The organism is Streptomyces sp. NBC_00461 (genome assembly GCF_036013935.1).
Classification (GTDB): domain Bacteria; phylum Actinomycetota; class Actinomycetes; order Streptomycetales; family Streptomycetaceae; genus Streptomyces.
Map to the genome: position 1 here is coordinate 9471075 of NZ_CP107902.1, position 22429 is coordinate 9493503.

Genomic DNA, 22429 nt, shown 5'->3' on the forward strand with positions numbered 1-22429 from the left:
GGGCTCCACGCACTCCCCCCGATGAGTGGCGCCCGGGACCACGAACCCGGCTGTTCCGGCACAGGCCGTGGGCGGCCGTGAGGTCCTGGTGGCACGGGCCTATTCGGCGAGTTTTCCTTCGGTCGAGACCTCTTCCATCAGAGTGGCGATCTCGTCCGGGACGGCCGGAATGCTCTCGCGGGTGATGCCCGTCGACGGGGACCACACGAGGTTGACCCGCAGCGCGGGATCCATCCCGGGATAGTCGCTGCGGTTGTGACAGCCACGCGTCTCACGACGCTCCAGTGCCGCTTCGAGGGTGGCGCGGGCGGCAAGCGCGGCGGACTTGAGGTCAAAGGCGTGCGCGAGGTCCTGATAGCCCGCGATGTCCGGGTGCACACCGACGTCGTCCATCCTCTTCTCGATCACCGTGAGCTCCGCCAGCCCGGCGCGCAGGCCCTCTTCGTCGCGTACGACTCCGGCGTGCTCCGTCATGGTGTCGCGGATGGCACGCTGCAGGGCACGGACGTTCTCCGGCCCGTCGGCGGCGAGGAGGTCGTCCATCTCGGCGCGGGCCTCGGCGATGGCCGACGCCGACCGTGGCTGCGCGGTCAGGGACTCCGAATAGGCGGCCGCCGCCCGGCCCGTGAGGCGGCCGAAGACGAGCAGTTCGATGAGGCTGTTCCCGCCGAGGCGGTTGGCGCCGTGCAGCCCGCTCGACGCCTCGCCGATGGCGTACAGGCCACGCACATCGGTGCTGTGGTCCTCGGGACGCACCCACACCCCGCCCATCGAGTAGTGGGCGGTGGGAGCGATCTCGATCGGTTCGCGCGTGATGTCCAGCATCTGCAGGTCCAGCAGAGTCTGGTAGACGCGGGGGAGCCGCGTCATGATCGTCCGCCGTGGCAGGTGCGAGACGTCGAGCCACACGCCTCCCTTGGGGGTCCCACGCCCTTCCTTGATCTCCGTGTAGGAGGCCAGGGCCACGCGGTCGCGGGTGGACAGCTCCATGCGTGCGGGGTCGTAGCGGGACATGAACCGCTCCCCGAGGGCATTGCGCAGGATCCCGCCCTCACCCCGGGCGGCCTCGCTCACCAGCGTGCCGGCCGCGTTCTCCGGCTCGATGATCCCGGAAGGATGGAACTGGACCAGTTCGGCGTCGCGCAGCCGGGCACCGGCCTCCACGGCCAGGCGGAAGGAGTCGCCCGTGTTCTCGTCGCGCCGTGAGGAGGTGCGCCGCCAGATCCGGGTGTGGCCGCCCGCAGCGAGAATGACCGCGTCGGCGTGGATCAGGTAGCGCCTGCCGCTCGTGAGGTCGAAGCCGTAGGCACCGAAGACCGCTCCGTCGTGCACCAGGAGCCTGGTGATGTACACGCCCTCGAGTACGGGGATGTCGAGCTGTTCCGCGCGCCTGATCAGCGTGCGCTGGATCTCCAGGCCGGTGTAGTCGCCCGCGAAGGCGGTCCGCCGGAACTTGTGCGCGCCGAAGAATCGCTGCGAGATACGGCCGTCCTCTTCCCTGGCGAAGGCCATCCCGTAGCGTTCCAGGTCGTCGATGCCGCGGGCGGCGCCCTGCGTGACGATCTCGACGGTGCGAGGGTCGGCCAGCAGATAGCTCTCCTTGAGGGTGTCCGCCGCGTGCTGCTGCCAGCTGTCCTCGGGATCCATGGTGGCGAGGGCCGCGTTGATGCCACCGGCGGCAAGTGCCGTGTGGGCGTCGTCCTTGGGGCGCTTGCCGACCGCGAGGACGTCGACGCCGGCCTCGGCCAGCTCGATCGCTGCTCGCAGTCCGGCTCCGCCGGTACCGATCACCAGCACCATGGTGGAAAGACGTTGTTCGGTGATAGCCACGGTCTTCTCCGATCGACAAGGTTGTCATTCACTAGGACCGGACCGGCGGGGTTTCTGTGACAGTGATCGGCGCTGTGGCTCGCTCATGCCTTCCGGTTTGCGGCTGGTTCAAGGGCCCGAAGTCCTATCGCCGTCCATGGGAATCAAGCGTGATGGTTGTCGGCGTTCCTCGCGAGGCCATCCGCGCGTAGGGACACAGCGCACCGGCCTGCTCCAGGAGTGGAGCGGCGATATCTGGATCGATACCCGGCCAGTTGACCACCAGATCGACCTGCAGCAGATAACCGCCGTCTTCCGGATCCCGCCCGAATGCCACGGTCGTCTCAATGGAGATCGCGGCGGGATCGAGCGCCTCCTGCCGTGCCACCAGACTCAGTGCGCCGTGGAAGCAGGCCGCGAAGCCGGCGGCGAGAAGCTGCTCGGGATTGGTTCCCCGTCCGTCTCCTCCCAGTTCTGCCGGCATGCGCAGGTCGATGTCCAGGACACCGTCGTCCGAGCGAGCTTTTCCCGAGGCGCGCCCGTGAGCCGCCTCCCCGCCGCTCACGGTCACCGTGGTCGTGTAGATGGGCGCGAAGGATTCGCCGGCGACGTCCTTGTCGGTCGACAATTCGGGCAACGGAAACTGCTCGTTCAACGCGTCACTCCGACAGCACTCGGGGACCCGGGATTCCGGACAACGAGTTGTCCGGCAAGTGCCGCCTTCTGTGACACCGGCCGGACCGCCTCAGCTGGCCTGCGAAGCCACGTAGGTCGCCAGTTTCTCCGGATTCATGACCCACATAAGGCGTTCGATGCCGCGCGTCGACACCTCGGCGGACAAAAGAGCCACAGCGTTTCCGTCGGCCGAGACCAGAACGGCCGGCCTGCCGTTCGCCTCGACCCAGCGGACGTCCGACTGCGGCCAGAAGCGCGGGGCGAAGGCGGCAAGGTATTTGGCGACACGCAGACGTCCGACGACCGGAATTCGGGATGCTCCGCGCGCCCCACCGCCGTCAGCGTAGCTGACCACGTCCGCCGTGAGAACGCCTTCGAGCACCGACAGATCGCCGGTCTGCGCCGCGGCCAGGAACACCTCCAGCAGCCTCCGGTGAGCTTCGGGGCTCGCGGGCTCCCGGCGTTCCGCCGCCAGATGTTTGCGGGCGCGGCTCACCAGCTGTCGCGTATTGGCCTCGTTCGTCTCCAGCATGTCCGCGATCTGCCGGTAGGGATAGTCGAAGGCTTCCCTCAGCACATACGCGGCCCGTTCCACGGGATTCAGCTTTTCGAGGAGGAACAGGACGGCCAGGTCGAGCGCCTCCGCCCGTTCCGCGCCCAGTTGCGGGTCTGCCGTGGTGTCGACCGGTTCCGGCAGCCAGGGTCCGGTGTACGACTCACGTCGCTTGCGTGCGGACTGGGCCAGGTTGATCGCCAGCCGCGAGGTGATCGTGGCCAGGAACGCGGTCGGGTCGAGAACCTCGGCGCGGTCGGTCCTCTGCCAGCGCAGCCACGCGTCCTGCACGATGTCCTCGGCTTCCGCGGCGCTGCCCAGCACGCGGTAGGCGATGCCGAAGAGCTGGGGACGCGCCGCCATGAAATCCCTCGTTGCCTTGTCGAGAGAGTCAGCGTCATCCCGGGCGCGCATAGGTGTCCTCCAGTTGTGGATCACCATGCTACAAGCAGGCTCATCACCGCACTCGAAGCCCGGTGGCGACGTGATCCACAGCCGTGACGGTGCGGGCCCGGTGATGCCGATGGCCTGCTTCCACGCCGTGGATCGGGGCGGCGTGGAGACAGGCCGTGGGCGGCGGGCAGGGTGGGCGCCGATCAGCCGAACATGCCGGGCTGGTAGTCGCCGGCGGGCTGCTGGACGATGATGTTCACACGGTTGTACGCGTTGATGACCGCGATGAGGGAGACCAGCGCTGCGAGCTGGTCCTCGTCGAAGTGCTTCGCGGCGTTCTCCCAGGCCTCGTCGGTGACACCGCCTGCCGCATCGGCGGTGCGGGTGCCCTGCTCGGCCAGCTCCAGGGCGGCGCGCTCGGCCTCGGTGAACACCTTGGCCTCACGCCAGGCCGCGACCAGGTTGAGGCGCTGCGCCGTCTCGCCTTCGGCTGTGGCGTCCTTGGTGTGCATGTCCGTGCAGAAACCACAGCCGTTGATCTGGCTTGCGCGGATCTTCACCAGTTCCTGCGTCGTGGTCGGGAGGGTCGAGTCCCACACCACCTTGTTGGCAGAGTTGATGTGCTTCAGGACCTTTCCCGCGAGGGGGTGGCCGAAGAAGTTGAGACGCGGTTCCATGGGGATCTCCTTGCCCTGTTGCGGATACACACCTACTGACAGGGGTGGCCCGTGACGTGTGACAGCTCCCCGGGTGTGACCTGCGTCTCGGCGTTTCGAAGGTGTGGGCCGCTTTCACCCACGACGGGGGAAGCCTTCGCGATCGGGCGATGCCGGTCGTCTGGGGCCGTCCGGCCCTGCGAAGGGAGCTTGGGGCCGTTTGTGCCAGGCGTATGTTCCGAAAGAATGGGATCCTGAAGCGAGGGAGCGCTGCCCATGAGATGACGGACAGTGGTGGTGAGCGCCGTGTCTGCATTCGAGGAGTACGCGCCTCCGTCGGCCGATGGAGGCGTCGATCCGCTGGGGGACCCCTTCCTGCGCACCCGGTTCGCTCTGCCGACCAGGCCTGGCGCGTTCCTGCGGCGGCAGCGGCTGAACCGGCACCTCGACCAGGCTCTGGGCGCTCCGTTGACCATGGTCAACGGCTCGGCCGGCGCGGGCAAGACCCTGCTGGTCGCCGACTGGGCCGCACACCTGGACCGGCCGGTCGCCTGGCTCACCATCGAGTCGGACGAGCAGCGGCCCGGCATGTTCTGGGCGTATCTCCTGCAGGCCCTGCGCGTCTGCGGGATGCCGTTGTCCGACCCCGCCGCCCGCCCGGCGGACGCCGGCCGCGTGGACCACAGGGTGCTGTCGGCGATCGCCGGTGAACTCAACGACCGTGACCAGGCGGCGACCGTCGTGCTCGACGAGTACGACCGCGTGAGCGCGCCCGAGGTCGCGGAGCAGCTGGAGTTCGTGCTGAACCACGCCAGGGAAGGGCTGCGGCTGATCCTCGTCACCCGCACCGAACCCATGCTCCCGTTGCACCGCTACCGGGTGGCCGGCGCGCTGACGGAGATCCGGGGTGCCGAGCTGGCCTTCACCCCGGAGGAGGCCCTCGACCTGCTGGAGGTGCACGGTCTGCGTCTTCCCCTGGACGCGGCGCGCGCTCTGGTGGACCGCACCCGGGGCTGGGCCGCCGGCCTGCGCCTGTGCGCCCTGGCCGCGCTGGAGAGCCCGGACCCGGAGACGTATCTCAAGGAGTTCGAGGCGGACCGGAGCACGGTCGCCGACTTTCTGCTGGCCGAGGTGCTCAAGCGGCAGACGGAACAGACCGAGGACCTCCTGCTGCGGGTCAGCGTGCTGGAGCGCTTCTGCCCCGATCTGGTGAACGCGCTGACGCAGCGGACCGATGCCGAACGCATCCTGGCCCGGCTGCACAGCGAGAACGCCTTCGTGGAGGATCTCGGACACTGCTGGTACCGCCTGCACCCCCTGTTCGGGGAGATACTCCGCGCCCATCTGCGCGTGCGCTGCCCCGGACTGGAGCCCGAACTGCACCGGCGGGCCGCCCTGTGGCTGCAACGCTCCGGCTCCCTCCCGGAGACCCTCGCCCACGGCGCCGCCGCGGGCGACTGGGACTTCACCGCCGGAGCCCTCGTGGACGACCTGGCGATCGGACAGTTCTTCACCGGTCTGCGCTCCGACGACCTGACCCGGCTCTTCTCCCGGATGGGGCCCGATGCCACGGGCCCCGCTACGGAACTCGTGCGCGCCGCACGTGACCTGTCCCACAGCGACCTCGACCGGGGACTGGCCCACCTCCACCACGCCGAGGAGCGGCTGACCGGCGACCTGTCAGACCCGGCGGCCGCGCAGCTCAGCTGTGCGCTGCTCGAAGCCCTGGCAGCCCGCCTGGCCGGGTCCCCCGCACAGGCGGAACAGGCCGCCGAAACCGCCGAGGAGGCGCAACAGGACGTTCCCGCACACCTGCTGGACAAGCATCCCGAGTTGCCTGCCCTCCTGATGGCCCACCTGGGCACCACGCGACTGTGGGCGGGGCGGTTCGAGGAGGCGCAGGCCGCGCTGTCCACGGTGGTCCGCTCGCCGGGGGGAGCCTCGACCCTGGTCCCCCGGGAGGAGTCGATGGGCCACCTGGCGCTGATCGACTACCTCAACGGCTGGCCCGGCAGAGCGGAGGACAAGGCCCTGGAGGCGGTGACCGAGACGGAGCGCTTCAGCCTCGACCACCCCTCCGGCTCCGGCATCGAGCGACTGGTGCTGGCCGCCGTCGCCGTCGACCGCAACGAACTGGGCCGGGCCCAGGCCCTCCTCGATGAGGCCGCCGAACTGCCCGCCGCGATACGGGACCCGGTGACGGCCGCCGGACGGGCCATCGCCACGGCGCGGCTCCAGCTGGCCCGGGGCGACCCGCGAGCCGCCGTCGAGGCGGCTGCCCAGGCGGTCTCCACCGCCGCGGCCTCACCGTGGGCGGAGAGCCACGAGGTGCTGGTCGTCTCCGCCGCGCACCTCGCCGAAGGACGGTCCGAAACCGCCGCCGAGCTGCTCCGAGCCGTTCCCGGCAGCCAACCGGCGTGCGCCGTGGAGGCCGCGCGCCTCCACCTCGTCGCAGGCTGTCCGGATGCCGCGATCGACCTCCTGGACAGCATCCGGGCCGACAGCCGCACCGGTCCCGGGGTGACCGTCCGGGCGGCACTGGTGAGAGCACAGGCCGCGCACGGCGCGGGGGACTCGGCCACCGCCCGCGCACTCGTCGCGCAGTCGCTCGTTCAGGCCCGGCACGAGCGGTTGCGCCGGCCCTTCCTCGAAGCCGGACAGTGGATCCGCCCTCTCCTGGCCACCGCACCCCTCCAGCAGTTGGCCGAGGGCTGGCTCGTGCCCGGCACCCGGCGACATGACGAACCGGCCGGACCCGGAATGCCCCTCTGGCCGCTCGTCGTGGAGGAACTGAGCCGCCGTGAGCACGATGTGCTGGAGCGGCTGGCCCAGATGATGTCGACGGACGAGATCGCCGCCGACCTGTACGTGTCGGTGAACACGGTGAAGACACACCTCAAGAGCCTGTACCGGAAGCTGGGCGTGAACCGCCGCAGCGCCGCGGTACACCGTGCGCGGGACCTGCGGCTGCTGTGAGCACGGCTCGCCTTCGCCCGCGGCGGGTGAGGCGCCGAACGACCTCCTCGGCTGCGATGGAGATGGCGGCCGGCTCCACCGCCGCTCCGGGCCGACTCGGCGAGGTGGACACCGTGACACGATGGCGAGCTCTGATCGTGCTGGGCACGGCCCAGTTCCTGATGGTCCTGGACACCTCCGTCATGAACGTCTCGATCAGTCAGCTCGTCGAGGACTTCGACACCGAGGTCACCGCCATCCAGACCGTGATCACGCTGTACGCGCTGGTCATGGCCGCGTTCATGATCATCGGTGGCCGGCTCGGCGACATCGTGGGGCGCCGCCGTCTCTTCTTCCTCGGAATGATCGTGTACGGCACGGGATCGGCCCTGACCGCCGCGGCCCCCACGGTGTGGGTGCTCGCGCTGGGCTGGTCGGTCATCGAGGGGCTCGGCGCCGCGATGGTGTTGCCGTCCATGGCCGCGCTCGTCGCGGAGACCTACCGCGGGCGGGACCGTGCCGTCGCCTACGGCGTCATCGGCGGACTCGCCGGTGCCGGAATCGCGGTCGGCCCGCTGCTGGGCGGCTGGGTGACGACGTACCTCACCTGGCGGCTCGTCTTCGCCGGTGAGGTCGTGGTCGTCGCGGCCGTCCTGTGCTGCCACCGGATGATCACCGAACCCGTCCGGACCGGGCCCCGCCACCGGATGGACGGAGTCGGCGCCGTACTGTCGGCGGGCGGACTGGCCCTGGGCGTCCTCGGCGTGCTGCAGAGCAGCACCTGGGGATGGCTGCAGCCCCGCAACCCTCCCTTCACCGTCCTGGGCTTCTCCCCGACGCTGTTCGTCGTCGGCGCAGGGGCGGTCGTCCTCGCCCTGTTCGTCCACTGGGAGCGGCGGCGGGAGACTCAGGGCGCCGAGCCCCTCGTACACCTGGCCCTGCTGCGCAAGCGGGCACTGCGCTCCGGCCTGATGACGCTGCTGAGCCAGAACCTCATCCTGCTGGGACTGTTCTTCGTCATCCCGCTGTATCTGCAGGTGGTGCAGGGCTTCGACGCGTTCCAGACCGGACTGCGGCTGCTCCCGGTGTCCATCACGATGCTCGCGGCCTCCGTGCTCGCCTCCTCGCTGGGCCGGGCCATGGGGCCGCGCCGGGTGGTCCGGCTGGCCCTGCTGACGCTGGCGGGAGCGATCGTGTGGCTGCTGGCCACCATCGACCCGGTCATCGACGACGCGCAGTTCGCCGGAGCCATGGCGCTGCTGGGCGTGGGCACCGGCCTGCTCGCCTCGCAGTTGGGCAACGTCGTCCAGTCCAGCGTCGGCGAGGCGGAGCGCAGCGAGGTCGGAGGGCTGCAGTTCACGGCGCAGAACCTGGGCTCCGCGCTGGGCACGGCACTCATCGGGTCCATCCTCGTCGGCGCACTGGCCCACGCGTTCACCACGCAGGTGGCCGACGATCCCCGGCTGTCCGAGGAGGCCCGCACACAGACCGGCGTGGCCCTGGAGTCGGGGATCTCCTTCGTCAGCACCGAGCAGGTGCGTTCGGCGGCCGAGAGCGCCGGCCTGCCCTCGTCCGAGGTCGACGCCGTCGTGGACTCCTACGCCTCGGCACAGCTCGACGGCCTGAAGGCGGCGATCCTCGCCACCGGCGGCGTGACGCTGGCCAGTTTCCTCGTCACCTCGAGCCTGCCGGCCGGCCAGAAGAGACGTGCGGAGAAGTCCGGTGCCGACGCACCGTCCGGAGCCGTCTGATCGACGCACTGAACCCCCAGGGAGGCCCCGATGTCCAGCAGCGACGGCACCGCGGTCCGCGTGCGCGATGCCGAGCGCCGAGCCCACGCGGACTACACGGGCGGCGTCTACGGATCGATGCTCGCGGCCTCCGTGGTGATCGGGGCCGGCACCCTGGGCTCGTTCCCGCGCGCCGAACTGGTGGTGCTGTTGCTGCTCACCGGCGTGGTGTTCTGGATCGCGCACGTCCACGCCCAGCTGTTCGGGGCGCGGCTGGCACAACAGTCCCTGAACCGCCAGGTCGTGCTGCACGTCTGCCGCGAGGAGTGGCCCATCGTCAAGGCCGCCGTCCCACCTGCCGCCGCGGTGGCCCTCAGCCCGCTCCTGGGCCTTGACGTACAGGGCGCCCTCTGGCTGGCCCTGTCCGTCGCCGTGGCCGGGCAGGTGGGCTGGTCCGCGGCCGCGGCTCGCCGCGCCGGCGCCACCTGGCGCCTGGTCGTGACCACTGCCTCGGTGAATCTGCTGCTGGGCCTGGTGATCATCTCATTCAAGATCGTTCTGAAACACTGACCGAGGCCGTCCGCGGGAGTACGACCCATGCGCTACGAGATCCGAGTCGACGGACACCTGTCGAAGGCGCTTGCCGAGGCCTTCCCGGAGCTGGAGCACGTGGTGATGTCCGGTCAGACCGTCCTGTTCGGTCCCGTCATCGACGAGGCGCAGCTGTTCGGACTGCTGGCCCGCTGCCGGTCACTGGGCCTGCGCGTCGTGGAGATGCGTCAACTGCCGGAGTGACTCACGCCGTGGCGCTCAGAGATCCTGCGCGGTGATCCGGCCCGAGCGGGAGGCGGCATCGCGGTCTCCACGGTCCGTCGCGTCCGTCTCTACGGTCCGTCGCGCCGTCAGCGCGGTGAGCGGCTCCGGATCCCACCCCACCCCGGCACGAGGGGGCCGCCGGATCACCCGTGGAGGGTGACCCGTTCCGCGACGACGCGCGGGATCCTGCTCAGGCGAGGTCCCGCACACCGCCCCGTCGGCGGTACGCAACGTCCGCTCGATCACGCGAGGAGGAGCCATGACCGTGTCGCGTGGTCCGGCACCGCGTACCGGACCGGAGCACAGTCCCGACGGGGCGGTCCCGGACCAGGCGGGCACTTCCGCGGAAGTGCTGGAGCGCCTCGGACGTTCCTGGACCTGGATCCTCGGCTCCGCGGTCGCGACGCTCGTGCCCGGCGTCCTGGTCCTGGTCTGGCCGGACGAGACCCTGCACGTGCTGGCGGTCCTCATCGGCCTGTACCTGCTGGTGATCGGGTCGTTCCGGTTCGTCGCCGTCTTCGCCCGCGACGGGCACGGCGAGCGGCTCCCCGGGCTGCTCATCGCCGTCCTGTACGTCCTGGCCGGAGTGCTGTGCCTGCGCAACCCGCTGCAGACCATCGCCGCGCTCTCGCTCATCGTCGGTGTCGTCTGGCTCGTGTCGGGCATCCTGACGCTCTACACGGCCATCGCCGCCGACGAATTGCCGCACCGCGGCGTCGTCCTGGGTCTCGCGGTGCTCGCCATCGTCGCCGGGATCGTCGTCCTCGCCCTGCCCGCCGAGTCGGCCCGGGCACTGACCCGGCTGCTCGGCCTGTGGCTCGTGCTGCTCGGCCTGGCCGAGGCGGCCCTCGCCCTCGCCTGGCGGGCGGCACTGCGCAAGTCCGGCATCACGGGGCGGCCCGAGACCGACCCGAGCGTCTGAACCGGCTCCGCGTCGGGATGCGCACCGGCTCGACGGGCCGCCGGCTGACCACGCACCGGACGTGGACCACTGGCATCGCCATCGGGGCCGGTGCCTCGGCGCTCCTGCTGTGGAACCACCCCGCGGTCTCGTAGTGATCGTGACCGTGATCGTGGTCCTGGCCGTGCTGGCCATCCTGGCGGTCCTCGCCGCGGCGGAGCGCGCCCCGGGCACCGCCGACGAACCGGGGCGCGCGGTCCCGTGAACCGCGCCACGCCTTCGCGCCACTGCTCCGGCGCAGGTCCGGTCAGTGGGCTCCCGCCTCTTCCCGCCCACCGCCGTGCACCGAAGCAGGGCCTGCCCCGGGCGGGAACATCTCGTCCCGTGCACGACGCTCACCCGTGCCGGGTGAGGCCGCCTCGCCCTTGCCGTGGGCACGCTGAGACGGCAGAGACAGGCGGGCGGCCGAACGCCCGGGACCGGAGGAGAGACATGAGCGCGTCGACGTACCTCGCGTACGACTTTCCGCTGCTGGGCGCCTTCTGGACGATGCTGTGGTTCTTCCTGTGGATCATGTGGTTCGTGCTGCTCTTCCGGGTCGTCGTCGATATCTTCCGTGACGACGACATGAGTGGCTGGGCCAAGACCGGCTGGCTGGTGTTCGTCATCGTGCTGCCCTTCCTGGGCGTCTTCGTCTACGTGATCGCCCGCGGCAAGAACATGGGCCACCGGGAGATCTCCCAGGCACGGGCGCAGCAGCAGGCGTTCGACTCGTACATCCGCGACACCGCCAAGGGCGGAGAAAAGTCCAGCAGCGTCGACGAACTCGCCAAGCTCTCCGAGATCCGCGCCCGCGGTGACATCACGGACGAGGAGTTCGCCAGGGCCAAGGACCTGGTCCTGACCGGCCACGGTTCCACGACGCACTCCGGTGCCACAGCCGCCTCCCACGGGCGCTGAGCACGCCGGACCGATCGAAACGAGGCATCAGGATGACTGCCACACACACCGCACACGCGCCGACGACGAGGCAGAACTGGGCCGCCGGTCTGATGGTCTTCGGGGCCGTCCTGCTGATGATCGCCGGACTGCTCGACATCTTCCGCGGCATCATGGCGATCGCCAAGGACGACGTGTTCGTGAACACACGCAACTACGTCTTCCAGTTCAACCTGACCGGGTGGGGCTGGGTCCACCTCGCCCTGGGCGCGGTCGCCGTGCTCGTCAGCTTCGGTCTGTTCCAGGCGGCGACGTGGGCGCGCGTCGCGGGCGTGGCCATCGCCGGACTCATCATCATCGCCAACTTCCTCTCCCTGCCGTACTACCCGGTCTGGTCGGTCGTGGTGATCGCGATGTCGGCGTTCATCATCTGGGCCCTGTGCGTGGTCCGGCGCGACGAGTCCTTCGAGCCGTTCGAGCGCCCGCCGCACGACGTCTGAGGCGGTTCCGGCAGGGGCACCCGCGAGTGACATGAGGTTCGTGTCACTCGGCAGGGAGCGTCGGCTGGATGCGGCGCACGAACGTCGCGTTGTCCGGGGTGTCCCGCATACGCTCCAGCAGGGTCTCCAGACCGGACTGGCCGTCCCGGGTCTGCAGGGCGCGGCGCAGACCGCGTACGGCGGTCAACTCGGTGGCGGAGAGGAGGAGTTCCTCGCGGCGGGTGCCGGACGGGTTGATGTCGACGGCCGGGAACACGCGGCGCGAGGCCAGCTCGCGGCTGAGGCGGAGTTCCATGTTGCCGGTGCTCTTGAGTTCCTCGAAGAAGTAGTCGTCGGCGCGGGAACCCGTCTCCACCAGCGCGGTGGCGAGGATCGTGAGCGAGCCGCCCTCCTCGGCCAGCCGGGCCGCCCCGAAGAACCGCTTCGGCCCGAGCAGCGCGGTCGCGTCGACACCGCCGCTCAGTGTGCGGCCACCGGCGGCGGCCGCGTTGTTGTGCGCCCGGCACAGCCGGGTCAGCGAGTCGAGCAGGATGACGACGTCCTCGCCCGCCTCGACGAGCCGCTTGGCCCGCTCGATGACGAGATCGGCGAGCGCGATGTGCTGCTTGGCGGCCCGGTCGAAGGTCGAGGCGTACACCTCGCCGCGCACGGAACGCCGCATCTCGGTGACCTCCTCGGGGCGCTCGTCGAGCAGTACCACCATCAGGTGGCACTCGGGGTGGTTGCCGGCGACGGCAGCCGCGATCTGCTGGAGCACCACGGTCTTGCCGGTCTTGGGCGGGGCGACGAGCAGCCCGCGCTGGCCCTTGCCGACCGGTGTGATCAGGTCGGCGACGCGCCCGGTCAGGCCGGCCGCCGGGTGTTCGAGACGGAGCCGGCCGCGCGGGTGCAGCGGCGTGAGGTCGCGGAAGTGACGGCGGCCGCGCAGTTCGTCGGGCGTGCGCCCGTTGATCCGTACGACCTCGGTCAGGGCGCGCCGGCCGTCGCGTACGCCGTCGACGAGGTCGCCCTTGCGCAGGCCGTGACGGCGGATCAGCGCGGGGGAGACCGGGAGGTCGGAGGGCGAGGGCAGCAGGCTCGCGGCGCGCAGGTGCCCCTTCCCGCTCGCGTCGATGTCGAGGACACCGGTGGCGACCTGGGTCGTGGGCTCCTGCTTGACTGGGGGGTGTTCGAGTGTGGTGGTCATGGTGGTCGGTCCTTTCGAGGACGGATGGCATGAGACATGCGGAAGGAAGGTGTGACGCCGCGAAGAGACGAAGGCGGACTGAGCGCCTTCGGCGGCAGGAACATCACCTCGGGTACGGCACAGCGGTGCCGGTCACGAGGTGGTGCGGGAAAGCCGGTGCGCCGGCCGCGCAACGGCGGGCGATTCGGCGAACTGAAAGGGAACTGGCACCGGCGCCCTCAACGGGGGCGTACACAAGTGCTAGCAAGACCGTACCACAAGGGGTACGGCGGCAAACCGCTCAGCGGGTGGCGAGCAGGCCGTAGAGAAGTGGGATCCGTGGCTCCGGAAGGCGCCACCAGCCGGAGGGGGTCCGGACCATCTGCGGCCACCGTGGCCAGGGCAGCTCGTCGCTCTCGCGCAGGCCCCGGATAACCATTCCCGCACCGATCAACGCGTTGACGACCTCGCTTATTCCGTGCATCCACTCGTAACTGTCGGTGGCGCCCTCGACGGCAGGGCCGTCGGTGTAGGTGTGCGTGGCGTCCCGGTGCACGGCGCCGTCGCCGGCCAGGTAGTCGTGGCGCAGCAGCAGTTCGGAGCCCTCGCCCTCAGCGGGTTTGGGACCCAGCGAGTTGAGCAGCGGGTGGAACTCGACCAGGTACAACCGGCCGCCGGGGCGCAGGAGTTGGGCGACGACGGCCGCCCAGCGGTCCAGGTCCGGCAGATAGCACAGCGCACCCTTGCCGGTGTAGACGACGTCGAACTGCCGCCCGTCCAGGGCCTGTACGGCGTCGTGGACATCGGACTCGACGTAGTCGACGTCCAGGCCGGCCTTCGCCGCGATGTCCCTCGCGGCGGCCACTGACGCTCCGGAGAAGTCGAGGCCGACGGCCCGGGCGCCGCGCCGGGCGAAGGCGATCGTCTCGGTCCCGAGGTGGCACTGCAGGTGGAGCACGTCGCGTCCGGCCAGCTCGCCCAGGTCGTCCCACTCGAAGGAGGCGAACCAGCGTGCCGGGTCGAGGTCCTGGTCGAGACCGTAGAACCGGCTGGCGAGGTGGACGGGTGTGCGGGCGTCCCAGTTCGCCCGGTTGGCCCGCATGAACCGTGCGTGCTCGTCGGTGGTCATGAGGACATCCAACCGCGGACGCGCTCCGTACGGCGGGAGGAACCGCGTATCGGCCAGGGTTGGCGCGGGACAGGTGTCCGACGAGGGCCAGGGCGGGCGAACCGGTCCAGGCCATGGCAGGTGCCGGTGAGATGCGTCAACATTCAGGGAAGGGACGACAAGGACGACGGATCTGCTCGGCGAGGCAGTTCCGGAGCTCGGACCCCGTTGACGGCGAGGAGGCCGGCCGGTGTGAGGTGGACGGGCGCGCGGTACACGGACAAACCCACGGTCGAGGTGCGGACCTGGATGGACGCCCCGCCGGAGCGAGTGTGGGCGCTGGTGTCCGACGTCGGACTGATGCCGGGCACGAGCGGCGAACTCCAGTCGGTGGAATGGCTCGACGGCGCCACCGGACCGGCCGTCGGCACCCGCTTCCTCGGCCGCGGCAGACACGAGGCATTGGGCGAGTGGACCACCACCTCGTACGTCATCGAGTGCGAACCGTGCCGTGTCCTCGCCTGGGCCGTACAGGACCCCGCCGAGCCGTCGACGGTCTGGCGCTTCCGGCTCCATGCCGGCGACGGCGGCACCGAACTGTCGGAATGGGTGCAGCTGGGCCCCGGCCGCTCCGCACTGTCAGCGGCGATCGACCGGATGCCGGAGAAGGAGGAGGAGATCGTCTTCGTACGGCAGCGGGAGTTCGAGCACACCATGACCGCGACGCTGAAGCACATCAAGAACCTGGCGGAGACCGCCTGATGCGCACCGCGACCAGGGTCGAGGCCTCCGGCGGGTGAACACTGATCGCAGCGGGCCGACTGCGTCGTCGCGGTACGGCGGGTGGCGGACCCGTTCAGGGGATGGCTCGCCCGGGGTGTCGATTCGGGCTGTCCCCGTTCGTCGGTGGGGTGTAGGAAGCTCATGACGACCGGGAGGACCCATGAAGTACATGCTGCTCGTCTGCGGAGACGACACCGCCGACGCCTCGGGCATGGCACCCGTAGAGCCCTGGGTGGAGGAACTGGGCGACCGCAGTGTCCGGCTGCACGGTCACCGGCTGGCACTGCCCGCCGAGGCGGTCACCGTGCGGGTCCGCGGCGGCGAGGTGCTGCGCACCGACGGACCGTTCGCCGAGACCAAGGAGTACGTCGCCGGCTACGACATCCTGGAGTGCGACAGCCTGGAGGAGGCCGTCGAGGCCGCCGCCGGGCACCCGGTCGCCACCATCGGCGCGATGGAGGTGCGCCCCTTCTGGCCGATGTGGGACGAGGAGGACGCCGAGACCGCGATCCGCGGCATCGACACGGAACTCACCCAGGCCGCGAGGGAACGGGACCTGGAGCGGACGCTGGCCTGCTACGCGCCGGACGCGGAGGTCTTCCACCTCGCCGACGGCCACGAACGGCAGGGCCTGGACGCCCACCGCAAGGCACTGCAGGACCTGTTCGCGGCGGCCGACGGCCCCGTGACCCGCGAGGTGCTGGACTTCCGTGTCCAGGTCGACGAGAGCGTCGGTTTCGCACACTCCCTCGTCCGGCTGACCGGCACCCGCACCGACGGCACAGCGCTCGACGACACGCTGCGCGTGACCACCGGCTACCGAGACATCGGCCTGCGCCGGCTGATCACCCTTGAGCACGCCGTGTCCCTGAAGGGGGCGTGATGAAGTACGCCCTGCTGTTCTGCTCGCCGGTCGGCGACGAGGAGCAGAGCCCGGCACGGCACGCCGACGACCCGCGTTTCGCCGCATACCTGGCGGAGGTGCGGGCCGGCCGGGTCACCGGCGGGGCACGGCTGCGGCCGGTCACCGACGCGACCACGGTGCGCGTCCGGGGCGACGAGGTCCTGCTCAGCGACGGGCCGTTCGCGGAGACCAAGGAGTATCTCGCCGGGATCGCCTTCATCGACGTCGCCGATCTCGACGAGGCCATCGCCCTGGCCGCCAGGCATCCGGCCGCCACCGGCGGTTCGGTCGAGGTGCGGCCGGTCTGGGAGTGACGGTGCCCGATGTCGAGAAGGCCGTCGCCGCCGCGTTCCGTGAGGAGTGGGGCCAGGTCGTCGCCACCCTGATCCGGGTGACCGGCGACTGGGACCTCGCCGAGGAGTGCGCGCAGGACGCCTTCGCCCAGGCCCTGGACCGGTGGCGGCGCGACGGTGTACCGCGCCGCCCCGGGGCCTGGCTGACCACGACCGCCCGCAACCGCGCCCTCGACGTGCTGCGCAGGGAGGCGGTGGGGGCGGCGAAACTGCGGGAGGCGGCAGTGCTGGTGCGGGACGAGGGACCGTACGACCCGGAGTACGACGGCGACGACAGCGGGGTCCAGGACGACCGGCTGCGGCTGATCTTCACCTGCTGCCATCCGGCCCTGCCCATCGAGGCCCGGGTCGCGCTGACCCTGCGCACCCTCGCGGGGCTGACCACACCGGAGATCGCCCGCGCCTTCCTGGTCCCCGAGGCGACCATGGCGCAACGTCTGGTGCGCGCCAAGAAGAAGATCCGCAACGCCGGCATCCCCTACCGGGTGCCGCCCGCACACCTCCTGCCCGAACGCACGACGGGCGTGCTCGGAGTCGTCTACCTCCTGTTCAACGAGGGGTACGCCGCCACGTCCGGCGCCGACCTCGTCCGCACCAACCTGTGCGCGGAGGCGATCCGACTGGCCCGTGTCCTGGCCCGCCTGATGCCGGACGAGCCCGAGGTGACCGGCCTGCTCGCCCTCCTGCTGCTGCACGACGCCCGCCGGCTCACGCGCGTGGACGCGGCCGGAGAACTCGTGACGCTGGAGGACCAGGACCGCGGCGCATGGGACCGCACGGAGATCGACGAGGGCGCCTTGCTGCTGGAGGCGGCGCTGCGCCGCGGCCGCCCCGGGCCCTACCAGATCCAGGCCGCCATCGCCGCCTGCCACGCCACCGCCGCCACGGCGGACGACACCGACTGGGCCGACATCGCCGCGCTGTACGGGGAGTTGACCCGGTTCGTGCCCTCACCCGTGGTCCGCCTCAACCGTGCGGTGGCCGTCGGCATGTCGGAGGGCCCCGACGCGGGACTCGCCCTGGTCGCGGAACTGGAACACGAGGGCGATCTGGCCGACTACCACCTCCTGCCGGCCACCCGCGCGGACCTGCTGCGCCGCGGCGGACGTACGAAGGAAGCGGTCGCGGCGTACGAGCGGGCGCTGGAGCTGGTCGAGAACGACGCGGAGCGACGGTTTCTGCAAAAGCGGCTCGCGGAGTGTCGATCCGCGTAGGAGCCGTTCGTCGGTGGGGTGAAAACACCCTGAGACACCGGAGGCTCCGATGACCGCTCAGCCGCACACCCGCCGCACCACCACGCTCCGCCGGGCCCTCGCCTCGCTCCTGCGGGCGCGCCGCACGTCCGACGCGCCGGGCACCCCGGACGTCTGGCTCGCCGGCCTGCGCCTGGGAGGCTGATCATGCCGACCGCCGACTCCCGCCGCTGGTACGCCCTCGCCCTTCTGTGCGTCGCCGGGTTCATGGTGATCCTCGACGCGCAGATCGTCGTCCTCGCCCTGCCGTCCATCGCCGACGGCCTCGGCTTCTCGGCGAGCGGCGCCCAGTGGGTGATGAGCGCCTATCTGCTGAGCTTCGGCGGTCTGCTGCTCCTCGGCGGCCGCACCGCCGACCTGCTGGGCCGCCGCCGTGTCTTCATGACCGGCACGCTGCTGTTCGGGCTGTCCTCGCTGCTGTGCGGGTTCGCCTGGTCGGCGGGAGCGCTGGTGGCGGCCCGTACCGTGCAGGGCGTCTCGGCCGCCGTGATGGCGCCGACCGCGCTGTCGATCCTCCTGAACACCTTCGACGAGGGCCGCGAACGCAACAAGGCGCTCGCCATCTGGTCCGGCAGCGGCGGCTTCGGCGCCACGGCCGCCTTGCTGATCGGCGGCCCTCTGACCGAGGGCCTCGGCTGGGAATGGGTCTTCTTCCTGAACGTCCCCGTCGCGCTGCTCCTGCTGGTTCTGAGCCCGCTCCTGCTGCGCGAGAGCCGCGCCGAGGCCCGGTCGCTCTCCTACGATCCGGTCGGCGCGCTCACCGCCACCGCCGCACTCGTCGTCTGCGTGTACGCCGTCGTCGAGGCACCCGGCGCCGGCTGGCTGTCGATGCGCACGACCGGCCTGCTGGCCGCAGCCGTACTCATCGCCGTTCTCTTCATCCGTGTCGAAGCACGCTCCGCCGCACCCCTCGTGCCGCTGCGGCTGCTGCGTGCCCGGACCGTCAGCGGTGGCAACCTGGTCGTGTTCCTGCTCGGCGCCTGCGCGTTCGGGATGTCGTACACCCTGTCCCGGTACGGGCAGGGCGTGCTCGGCTACTCGCCGCTGTGGTTCGGCCTGTACAACGTCGTGATGCCGGTCGGAGCCGTCGTCGGCTCCTACGCGGGACAGGCCCTGGTCACCCGCCTCGGCCCGCGCCCCGTCGCCGTCGCCGGACTGGCCATGGTCGGCGCGGGCAGCCTGCTGCTGGCCGGAGTGCCGGTGGACGGCGGATTCGTCCGCGACCTGCTGCCCGGGCTGCTGCTCTTCGGGCCCGGCCTCGGCGCCTGCGCGGTCGCCGGTTCCATCGCCGCCCTGACCGGAGTGGGGGAGCGGGAGTCCGGGGTGGCCTCAGGGATCAACACCGCGGCCTTCCAGATCGGCGGCGCCTTCGGGGTCGCCGTGGTCACCTCCGTCGCCCTCTCCCACAGCGGCGGCCCGAACCGGCTCGCGTCCCTGACCGAGGGCTACCAGGCAGCGTTCACCGCATGCGCCGCCCTCGCGACGGCCGGACTGGCCTGCGCCCTGGTGCTGCTGCGTGCACCGCGCCCGCGGACGCCACAGCCCCGACCGGCCGGAACGGTCACGAGGCGTCGAGTCCGTACGTGATCGCCTTCAGGAGGCGGAGGCGGACCGCGCCCCCGCCTCCTTGGCGATGTCCTCGAACCGTGCCCCCATGGCCGCCGCGAGGGCCTGAGCGCCCGACAACGGCCGCACCATGACGGTGAGTTCGTCGATCAGGCCGTCCTCGTCGACGTGGATGAAGTCGCAGCCCGTCAGCTCGCGGTCGCCCACCCGCGCGGCGAACACCAGCGCGTGGTCGCGGCCGTCGGCGCCGGTCAGTTCACGCTCGTACCGGAAGTCCTCGAAGACCTGCGACACCGCGCGCAGGATCGCCGCCGTGATCGCCTTGCCCGGATACGGCTTGAAGACGACCGGGCTGGTGAAGACGACGTCCTTCGCCAGCAGGGCCTCGACGGCGTCCATGTCTCCGGCCTCGACCGCCTCGCGGAACGCTCGCATCACGCCACCTCATAATCAACTTTTTGAGTAGGTGAGGATGAGAGTAATCAGTCGGCGTGCGGCTGTCCACTAGGCTGACGTGGGTGTTCAGCCCCGAAGGCCCCAGCCTGCGTGAACTCGCCGTCCAGGCGTTGTCGTCCGTCGAGCACGGCTACGACCTGCTCGCTCCGAAGTTCGACCGCACGCCCTTCCGGACGCCCGACCCGGTATTGGACGCCGTCGCCTCGGCGCTGGCCCGGACGGGGCCCTTCCACAGCGGCCTCGACCTGTGCTGCGGCACGGGCGCGGGCGTCGACGTGCTGGCGCGGCTGTGTCGGGAGAGCGTCACCGGGGTCGACTTCAGCGGGGGCATGCTCGCCGTGGCCCAGGAGGCCGTACGGCCGCCGGGGCCGACGATCTCCTGGGTCCGGGGCGATGCCCGCGCCCTTCCGTTCGGCCCAGGCGCCTTCGACCTCGTGGTGAGTTTCGGGGCGTTCGGCCACTTCCTGCCCGCCGAGCTGCCCGGCCTGTTCGCCCAGGTCCACTCCGTGCTGCGGCCGGGTGGCAGCTTCGCCTTCCCCATCCTCGCCCCGCCCCGGCCCACGTCGCCCGCGTTCTGGACGCTGCTCGGCTTCGACGCGGTCATGCGGGTGCGCAACGCCGTGTGGCGGCCGCCGTTCGTCATGTACTACCGGGCGTTCAAGCTCGGGGACGTACGACGGGTCCTGGAGCTGGCCGGGTTCCGCGTGGGCCTGGAGGCCCTGCCGGAGTTCGGCCGGCGCGCCGACGGCAGCCCACGCGTACGGATGGTCGTGGCCGTCCGCTCCTGATGAAGCCGCCGCGGCCGATCAGAGGTCGGACACATCGGACAGGTCGAGTACGCCGCCCAGCGCCAGCGCGATGGCCGCGTCCGGCCCCAACTCCCTTCCCTCAAGGACCACTTCGGTGAAGCGGTCGTCCCCGAGGGAGGCGCGCAGCCGACGCTCGTACTCGCGGTGGAAGACCGTCCTGTCGGGCCTGCCGAGCTGGGGCAGGCCCGCGACGTGCCACAGGCGTCTGCTGATGCCGAGCAGGCGCGCGGCCAGTTCGTCCTCGCCCAGGGCGGCCTGAGCGGCGACGAGGAGGTCGGCGACCGCGGCGGCGCCGAGCCGGTCGTGCACCCGCAACTTGGCGGTCAGTGCCTCGCGCGCCGAGCGCACCGCCTCGTCCGGGTGACCGAGGCCGATCCCGGCGAGCGAGACGAAGAAGTCGCCCCATGCCCGCATCCACAGCTCGCCCCGCTTGGCGCAGTCCGCGCGCAGCCGCTCGGCGACCGCGGCGCACCGCTCGAACGCGGCCTGGCTCGCCAGCAGATACGACTGCACGGCGAGTGTCAGCAGCTGGAAGAACTCGGCGGCGCCGTCCCCGGCCGGCGCCTGCCGGACACTTCCGTACAGCACCGCCGAGCGCGCCGACTCGCCCCGCACGGCCAGACTCGCCCCCGTCAACGGCAGGGCGGGCACCGGGAGTTGACGCTCCGCGGCGAGCCACACATAGGCCGCGCTCACCGACTCGGCCGCCTCCACGTCGTCCGGGACGACGGTGACCAGACGGTGGGCCCAGACCGCCAGGGTGTGCTCGGAGCCGCCGGACCCGGGGCCGTGGCGCAGTGCGCGCTCCAGGTAGCTGCGGCCCTCCTCGGCGAACCCGCAGGCGAACCAGAAGAACCAGAGCGAGCCGGTGAGTTCGAGGGCCGTCTCCGGCTCGGCTGCGGTCAGGCACTCCTCGATCGCCAGGCGCAGATTGGCGTGCTCCACGGTCAGCCGCTCCGCCCACATCCGCTGGCCGGGCCCGAGCCACTCCGCCTCCCCCTGCCGGGCGATCCAGCGGAAGTAGTCCCGGTGGCGGCGCCGGACGGCCTCCGTCTCGCCCAGCCCGGTCAGCCAGTCGGCGCCGAACGAGCGGACCGTGTCCAGCATCCGGTAGCGCACCGCCGCCTCCTCGCCGTCCCGGGTGACGATCGACTTCTCCGTCAGCGACGCGAGCAGCGGAAGGATCTCCTCCGCGTCCAAGGGTCCGCCGTGGCAAACGAATTCGGCCGCCTCCACGTCCCAGCCGCCCGCGAACACCGAGAGCCGGGCCCACAGCAGCCGCTCCAGCGGCGTGCACAGCTCATGGCTCCAGCCGATCGCGGTGCGCAGCGTCTGATGCCGGGCGAGCCGGGGCCGTGCGGGGGAGACGAGCAGGTCGAAACGGGAGTCGAGACCCTCCAGGAGCCGGTCCAGTGGGAAGCCGCGCAGGCGTACGGCGGCCAGCTCCAGCGCCAGCGGGATCCCGTCCAGGCGGGCGCAGACCGCCGCCACATGCGCCCGGTTGGCATCGGTGAGCGTGAACGACGGCACCGCGGCCGCGGCCCGGGCGGCGAACAGCGCCACCGCGTCGTCGCGTTCCCCCAGCGGCAGCGGCGCCACCGTCAGGAGGTGCTCGCCCGGCACGCCCAGGGGTTGCCGGCTGGTGGCCAGAACCCGTAACTCCGGGACGTTCGCCAGGAGTTCCTGCACGACCCGTGCGCACTCGTCCAGCACGTGCTCGCAGGTGTCCAGGACGAGCAGTAGCGGCGCACCCGCGAGGTGTTCGCAGACGGCCTGCAGCAGGGGGTGCAGCGTCTGCTCGGTCAGCCGGGTCGCCTGCGCCACCGTGTTCGTCAGCAGGTCCGGGTCCCTCAGCTCCGACAACTCCACCAGCCAGGCCCCGCCCGGGAACCCGGCTCTCGCGGCGTGCGCGGCCCGCAGCGCCAGCCGGGACTTGCCCACACCTGCGGGCCCCGTCAGTGTCACCAGTCGCTCGGTCCCCAACAGCCCCGCGATTACCGCGAGTTCGAGCCGACGGCCGACGAACGCGTTCGCCTCGGCGGGAAGGTTGCCGATCCTGCCGCCCTGTACAGAGGCCGCCATCGTCCCCCCCCTCACCGGAACCG

General features: G+C 71.1%; 22 protein-coding genes. 14 read left to right on the forward strand and 8 right to left on the reverse strand.

The window, feature by feature from the left end; genetic code table 11:
* Positions 1-99: 99 nt before the first annotated feature.
* The 4 genes from OG870_RS43815 to OG870_RS43830 all read right to left on the reverse strand — a co-directional run bounded on the left by OG870_RS43815 (position 100) and on the right by OG870_RS43830 (position 4107).
* A complete protein-coding gene (locus tag OG870_RS43815) occupies positions 100-1800 on the reverse strand; it encodes an L-aspartate oxidase (protein ID WP_266588601.1) in 1701 nt (566 codons plus the stop codon).
* Between the two features lie 154 nt (positions 1801-1954).
* A complete protein-coding gene (locus tag OG870_RS43820) occupies positions 1955-2464 on the reverse strand; it encodes an Ohr family peroxiredoxin (RefSeq protein WP_266526099.1) in 510 nt (169 codons plus the stop codon).
* 90 nt (positions 2465-2554) lie between these two features.
* Complete coding sequence (locus OG870_RS43825; RefSeq protein ID WP_327692366.1) at positions 2555-3451, reverse strand: RNA polymerase sigma-70 factor; 897 nt, start codon at positions 3449-3451, stop codon at positions 2555-2557.
* A 182-nt stretch (positions 3452-3633) separates the two neighbouring features.
* On the reverse strand, positions 3634-4107 hold the full coding sequence (locus tag OG870_RS43830) for a carboxymuconolactone decarboxylase family protein (protein ID WP_266526095.1): 474 nt from the start codon (positions 4105-4107) through the stop codon (positions 3634-3636).
* Positions 4108-4377: 270 nt separating this feature from the next.
* On the opposite strand from OG870_RS43830, the gene OG870_RS43835 reads away from it, so the two are divergent.
* The 7 genes from OG870_RS43835 to OG870_RS43865 all read left to right on the forward strand — a co-directional run bounded on the left by OG870_RS43835 (position 4378) and on the right by OG870_RS43865 (position 11927).
* Complete coding sequence (locus tag OG870_RS43835; RefSeq protein WP_405662960.1) at positions 4378-7062, forward strand: helix-turn-helix transcriptional regulator; 2685 nt, start codon at positions 4378-4380, stop codon at positions 7060-7062.
* Between the two features lie 113 nt (positions 7063-7175).
* A complete protein-coding gene (locus tag OG870_RS43840; protein WP_327692100.1) occupies positions 7176-8792 on the forward strand; it encodes an MFS transporter in 1617 nt (538 codons plus the stop codon).
* Positions 8793-8822: 30 nt separating this feature from the next.
* Entirely contained in the window at positions 8823-9341 is a 519-nt protein-coding gene (locus tag OG870_RS43845) for a hypothetical protein (protein ID WP_266526089.1), read from the forward strand.
* Between the two features lie 27 nt (positions 9342-9368).
* Complete coding sequence (locus OG870_RS43850) at positions 9369-9566, forward strand: hypothetical protein (protein ID WP_266526087.1); 198 nt, start codon at positions 9369-9371, stop codon at positions 9564-9566.
* Between the two features lie 280 nt (positions 9567-9846).
* Positions 9847-10509, forward strand: coding sequence for an HdeD family acid-resistance protein (locus OG870_RS43855; protein ID WP_266526085.1), 663 nt, complete (start codon positions 9847-9849; stop codon positions 10507-10509).
* A 471-nt stretch (positions 10510-10980) separates the two neighbouring features.
* Positions 10981-11448 (forward strand): SHOCT domain-containing protein, encoded by a 468-nt coding sequence (locus tag OG870_RS43860; protein ID WP_266526083.1) that lies wholly within the window; start codon positions 10981-10983, stop codon positions 11446-11448.
* Between the two features lie 32 nt (positions 11449-11480).
* Positions 11481-11927 carry a DUF7144 family membrane protein gene (locus tag OG870_RS43865; protein WP_266526082.1) on the forward strand — a complete coding sequence of 149 codons (447 nt, stop codon included), beginning with the start codon at positions 11481-11483 and terminating at the stop codon, positions 11925-11927.
* A 43-nt stretch (positions 11928-11970) separates the two neighbouring features.
* Here the strand turns inward: OG870_RS43865 and rho are convergent, their stop codons facing one another.
* Positions 11971-13113: a transcription termination factor Rho gene (gene rho / locus OG870_RS43870; protein WP_266587440.1), complete on the reverse strand. Its 1143-nt coding sequence runs from the start codon at positions 13111-13113 to the stop codon at positions 11971-11973.
* Between the two features lie 280 nt (positions 13114-13393).
* Entirely contained in the window at positions 13394-14221 is an 828-nt protein-coding gene (locus OG870_RS43875) for a class I SAM-dependent methyltransferase (RefSeq protein WP_266587442.1), read from the reverse strand.
* A gap of 231 nt (positions 14222-14452) precedes the next feature.
* On the opposite strand from OG870_RS43875, the gene OG870_RS43880 reads away from it, so the two are divergent.
* From OG870_RS43880 to OG870_RS43905, 6 genes are all read left to right on the forward strand, one after another.
* Complete coding sequence (locus OG870_RS43880; protein WP_266526076.1) at positions 14453-14962, forward strand: SRPBCC family protein; 510 nt, start codon at positions 14453-14455, stop codon at positions 14960-14962.
* A gap of 181 nt (positions 14963-15143) precedes the next feature.
* The gene (locus OG870_RS43885) at positions 15144-15866 is read left to right on the forward strand and encodes a YciI family protein (protein WP_266526074.1); all 723 of its coding nucleotides are present in this window, start codon (positions 15144-15146) and stop codon (positions 15864-15866) included.
* The gene (locus tag OG870_RS43890; protein ID WP_327692101.1) at positions 15866-16201 is read left to right on the forward strand and encodes a YciI family protein; all 336 of its coding nucleotides are present in this window, start codon (positions 15866-15868) and stop codon (positions 16199-16201) included. Before OG870_RS43885 ends, OG870_RS43890 begins: the two co-directional genes overlap by 1 nt.
* Entirely contained in the window at positions 16198-17454 is a 1257-nt protein-coding gene (locus OG870_RS43895) for an RNA polymerase sigma factor (RefSeq protein WP_327692102.1), read from the forward strand. The genes OG870_RS43890 and OG870_RS43895 overlap by 4 nt, the downstream gene beginning before the upstream one ends.
* Before the next feature lie 49 nt (positions 17455-17503).
* The gene (locus OG870_RS43900) at positions 17504-17638 is read left to right on the forward strand and encodes a hypothetical protein (protein ID WP_266526068.1); all 135 of its coding nucleotides are present in this window, start codon (positions 17504-17506) and stop codon (positions 17636-17638) included.
* A 2-nt stretch (positions 17639-17640) separates the two neighbouring features.
* On the forward strand, positions 17641-19080 hold the full coding sequence (locus OG870_RS43905) for an MFS transporter (RefSeq protein WP_327692103.1): 1440 nt from the start codon (positions 17641-17643) through the stop codon (positions 19078-19080).
* 6 nt (positions 19081-19086) lie between these two features.
* Here OG870_RS43905 and OG870_RS43910 read toward each other — a convergent pair whose 3' ends face one another.
* Positions 19087-19494: a nuclear transport factor 2 family protein gene (locus tag OG870_RS43910; RefSeq protein ID WP_266526064.1), complete on the reverse strand. Its 408-nt coding sequence runs from the start codon at positions 19492-19494 to the stop codon at positions 19087-19089.
* Positions 19495-19577: 83 nt separating this feature from the next.
* Here OG870_RS43910 and OG870_RS43915 point away from each other — a divergent pair, with 83 nt between their 5' ends.
* Positions 19578-20303: a class I SAM-dependent methyltransferase gene (locus tag OG870_RS43915; RefSeq protein ID WP_327692104.1), complete on the forward strand. Its 726-nt coding sequence runs from the start codon at positions 19578-19580 to the stop codon at positions 20301-20303.
* 18 nt (positions 20304-20321) lie between these two features.
* On the opposite strand, the gene OG870_RS43920 is transcribed toward OG870_RS43915, so the two are convergent.
* The gene (locus tag OG870_RS43920) at positions 20322-22406 is read right to left on the reverse strand and encodes an ATP-binding protein (protein ID WP_266526060.1); all 2085 of its coding nucleotides are present in this window, start codon (positions 22404-22406) and stop codon (positions 20322-20324) included.
* Between the last annotated feature and the right edge of the window lie 23 nt (positions 22407-22429).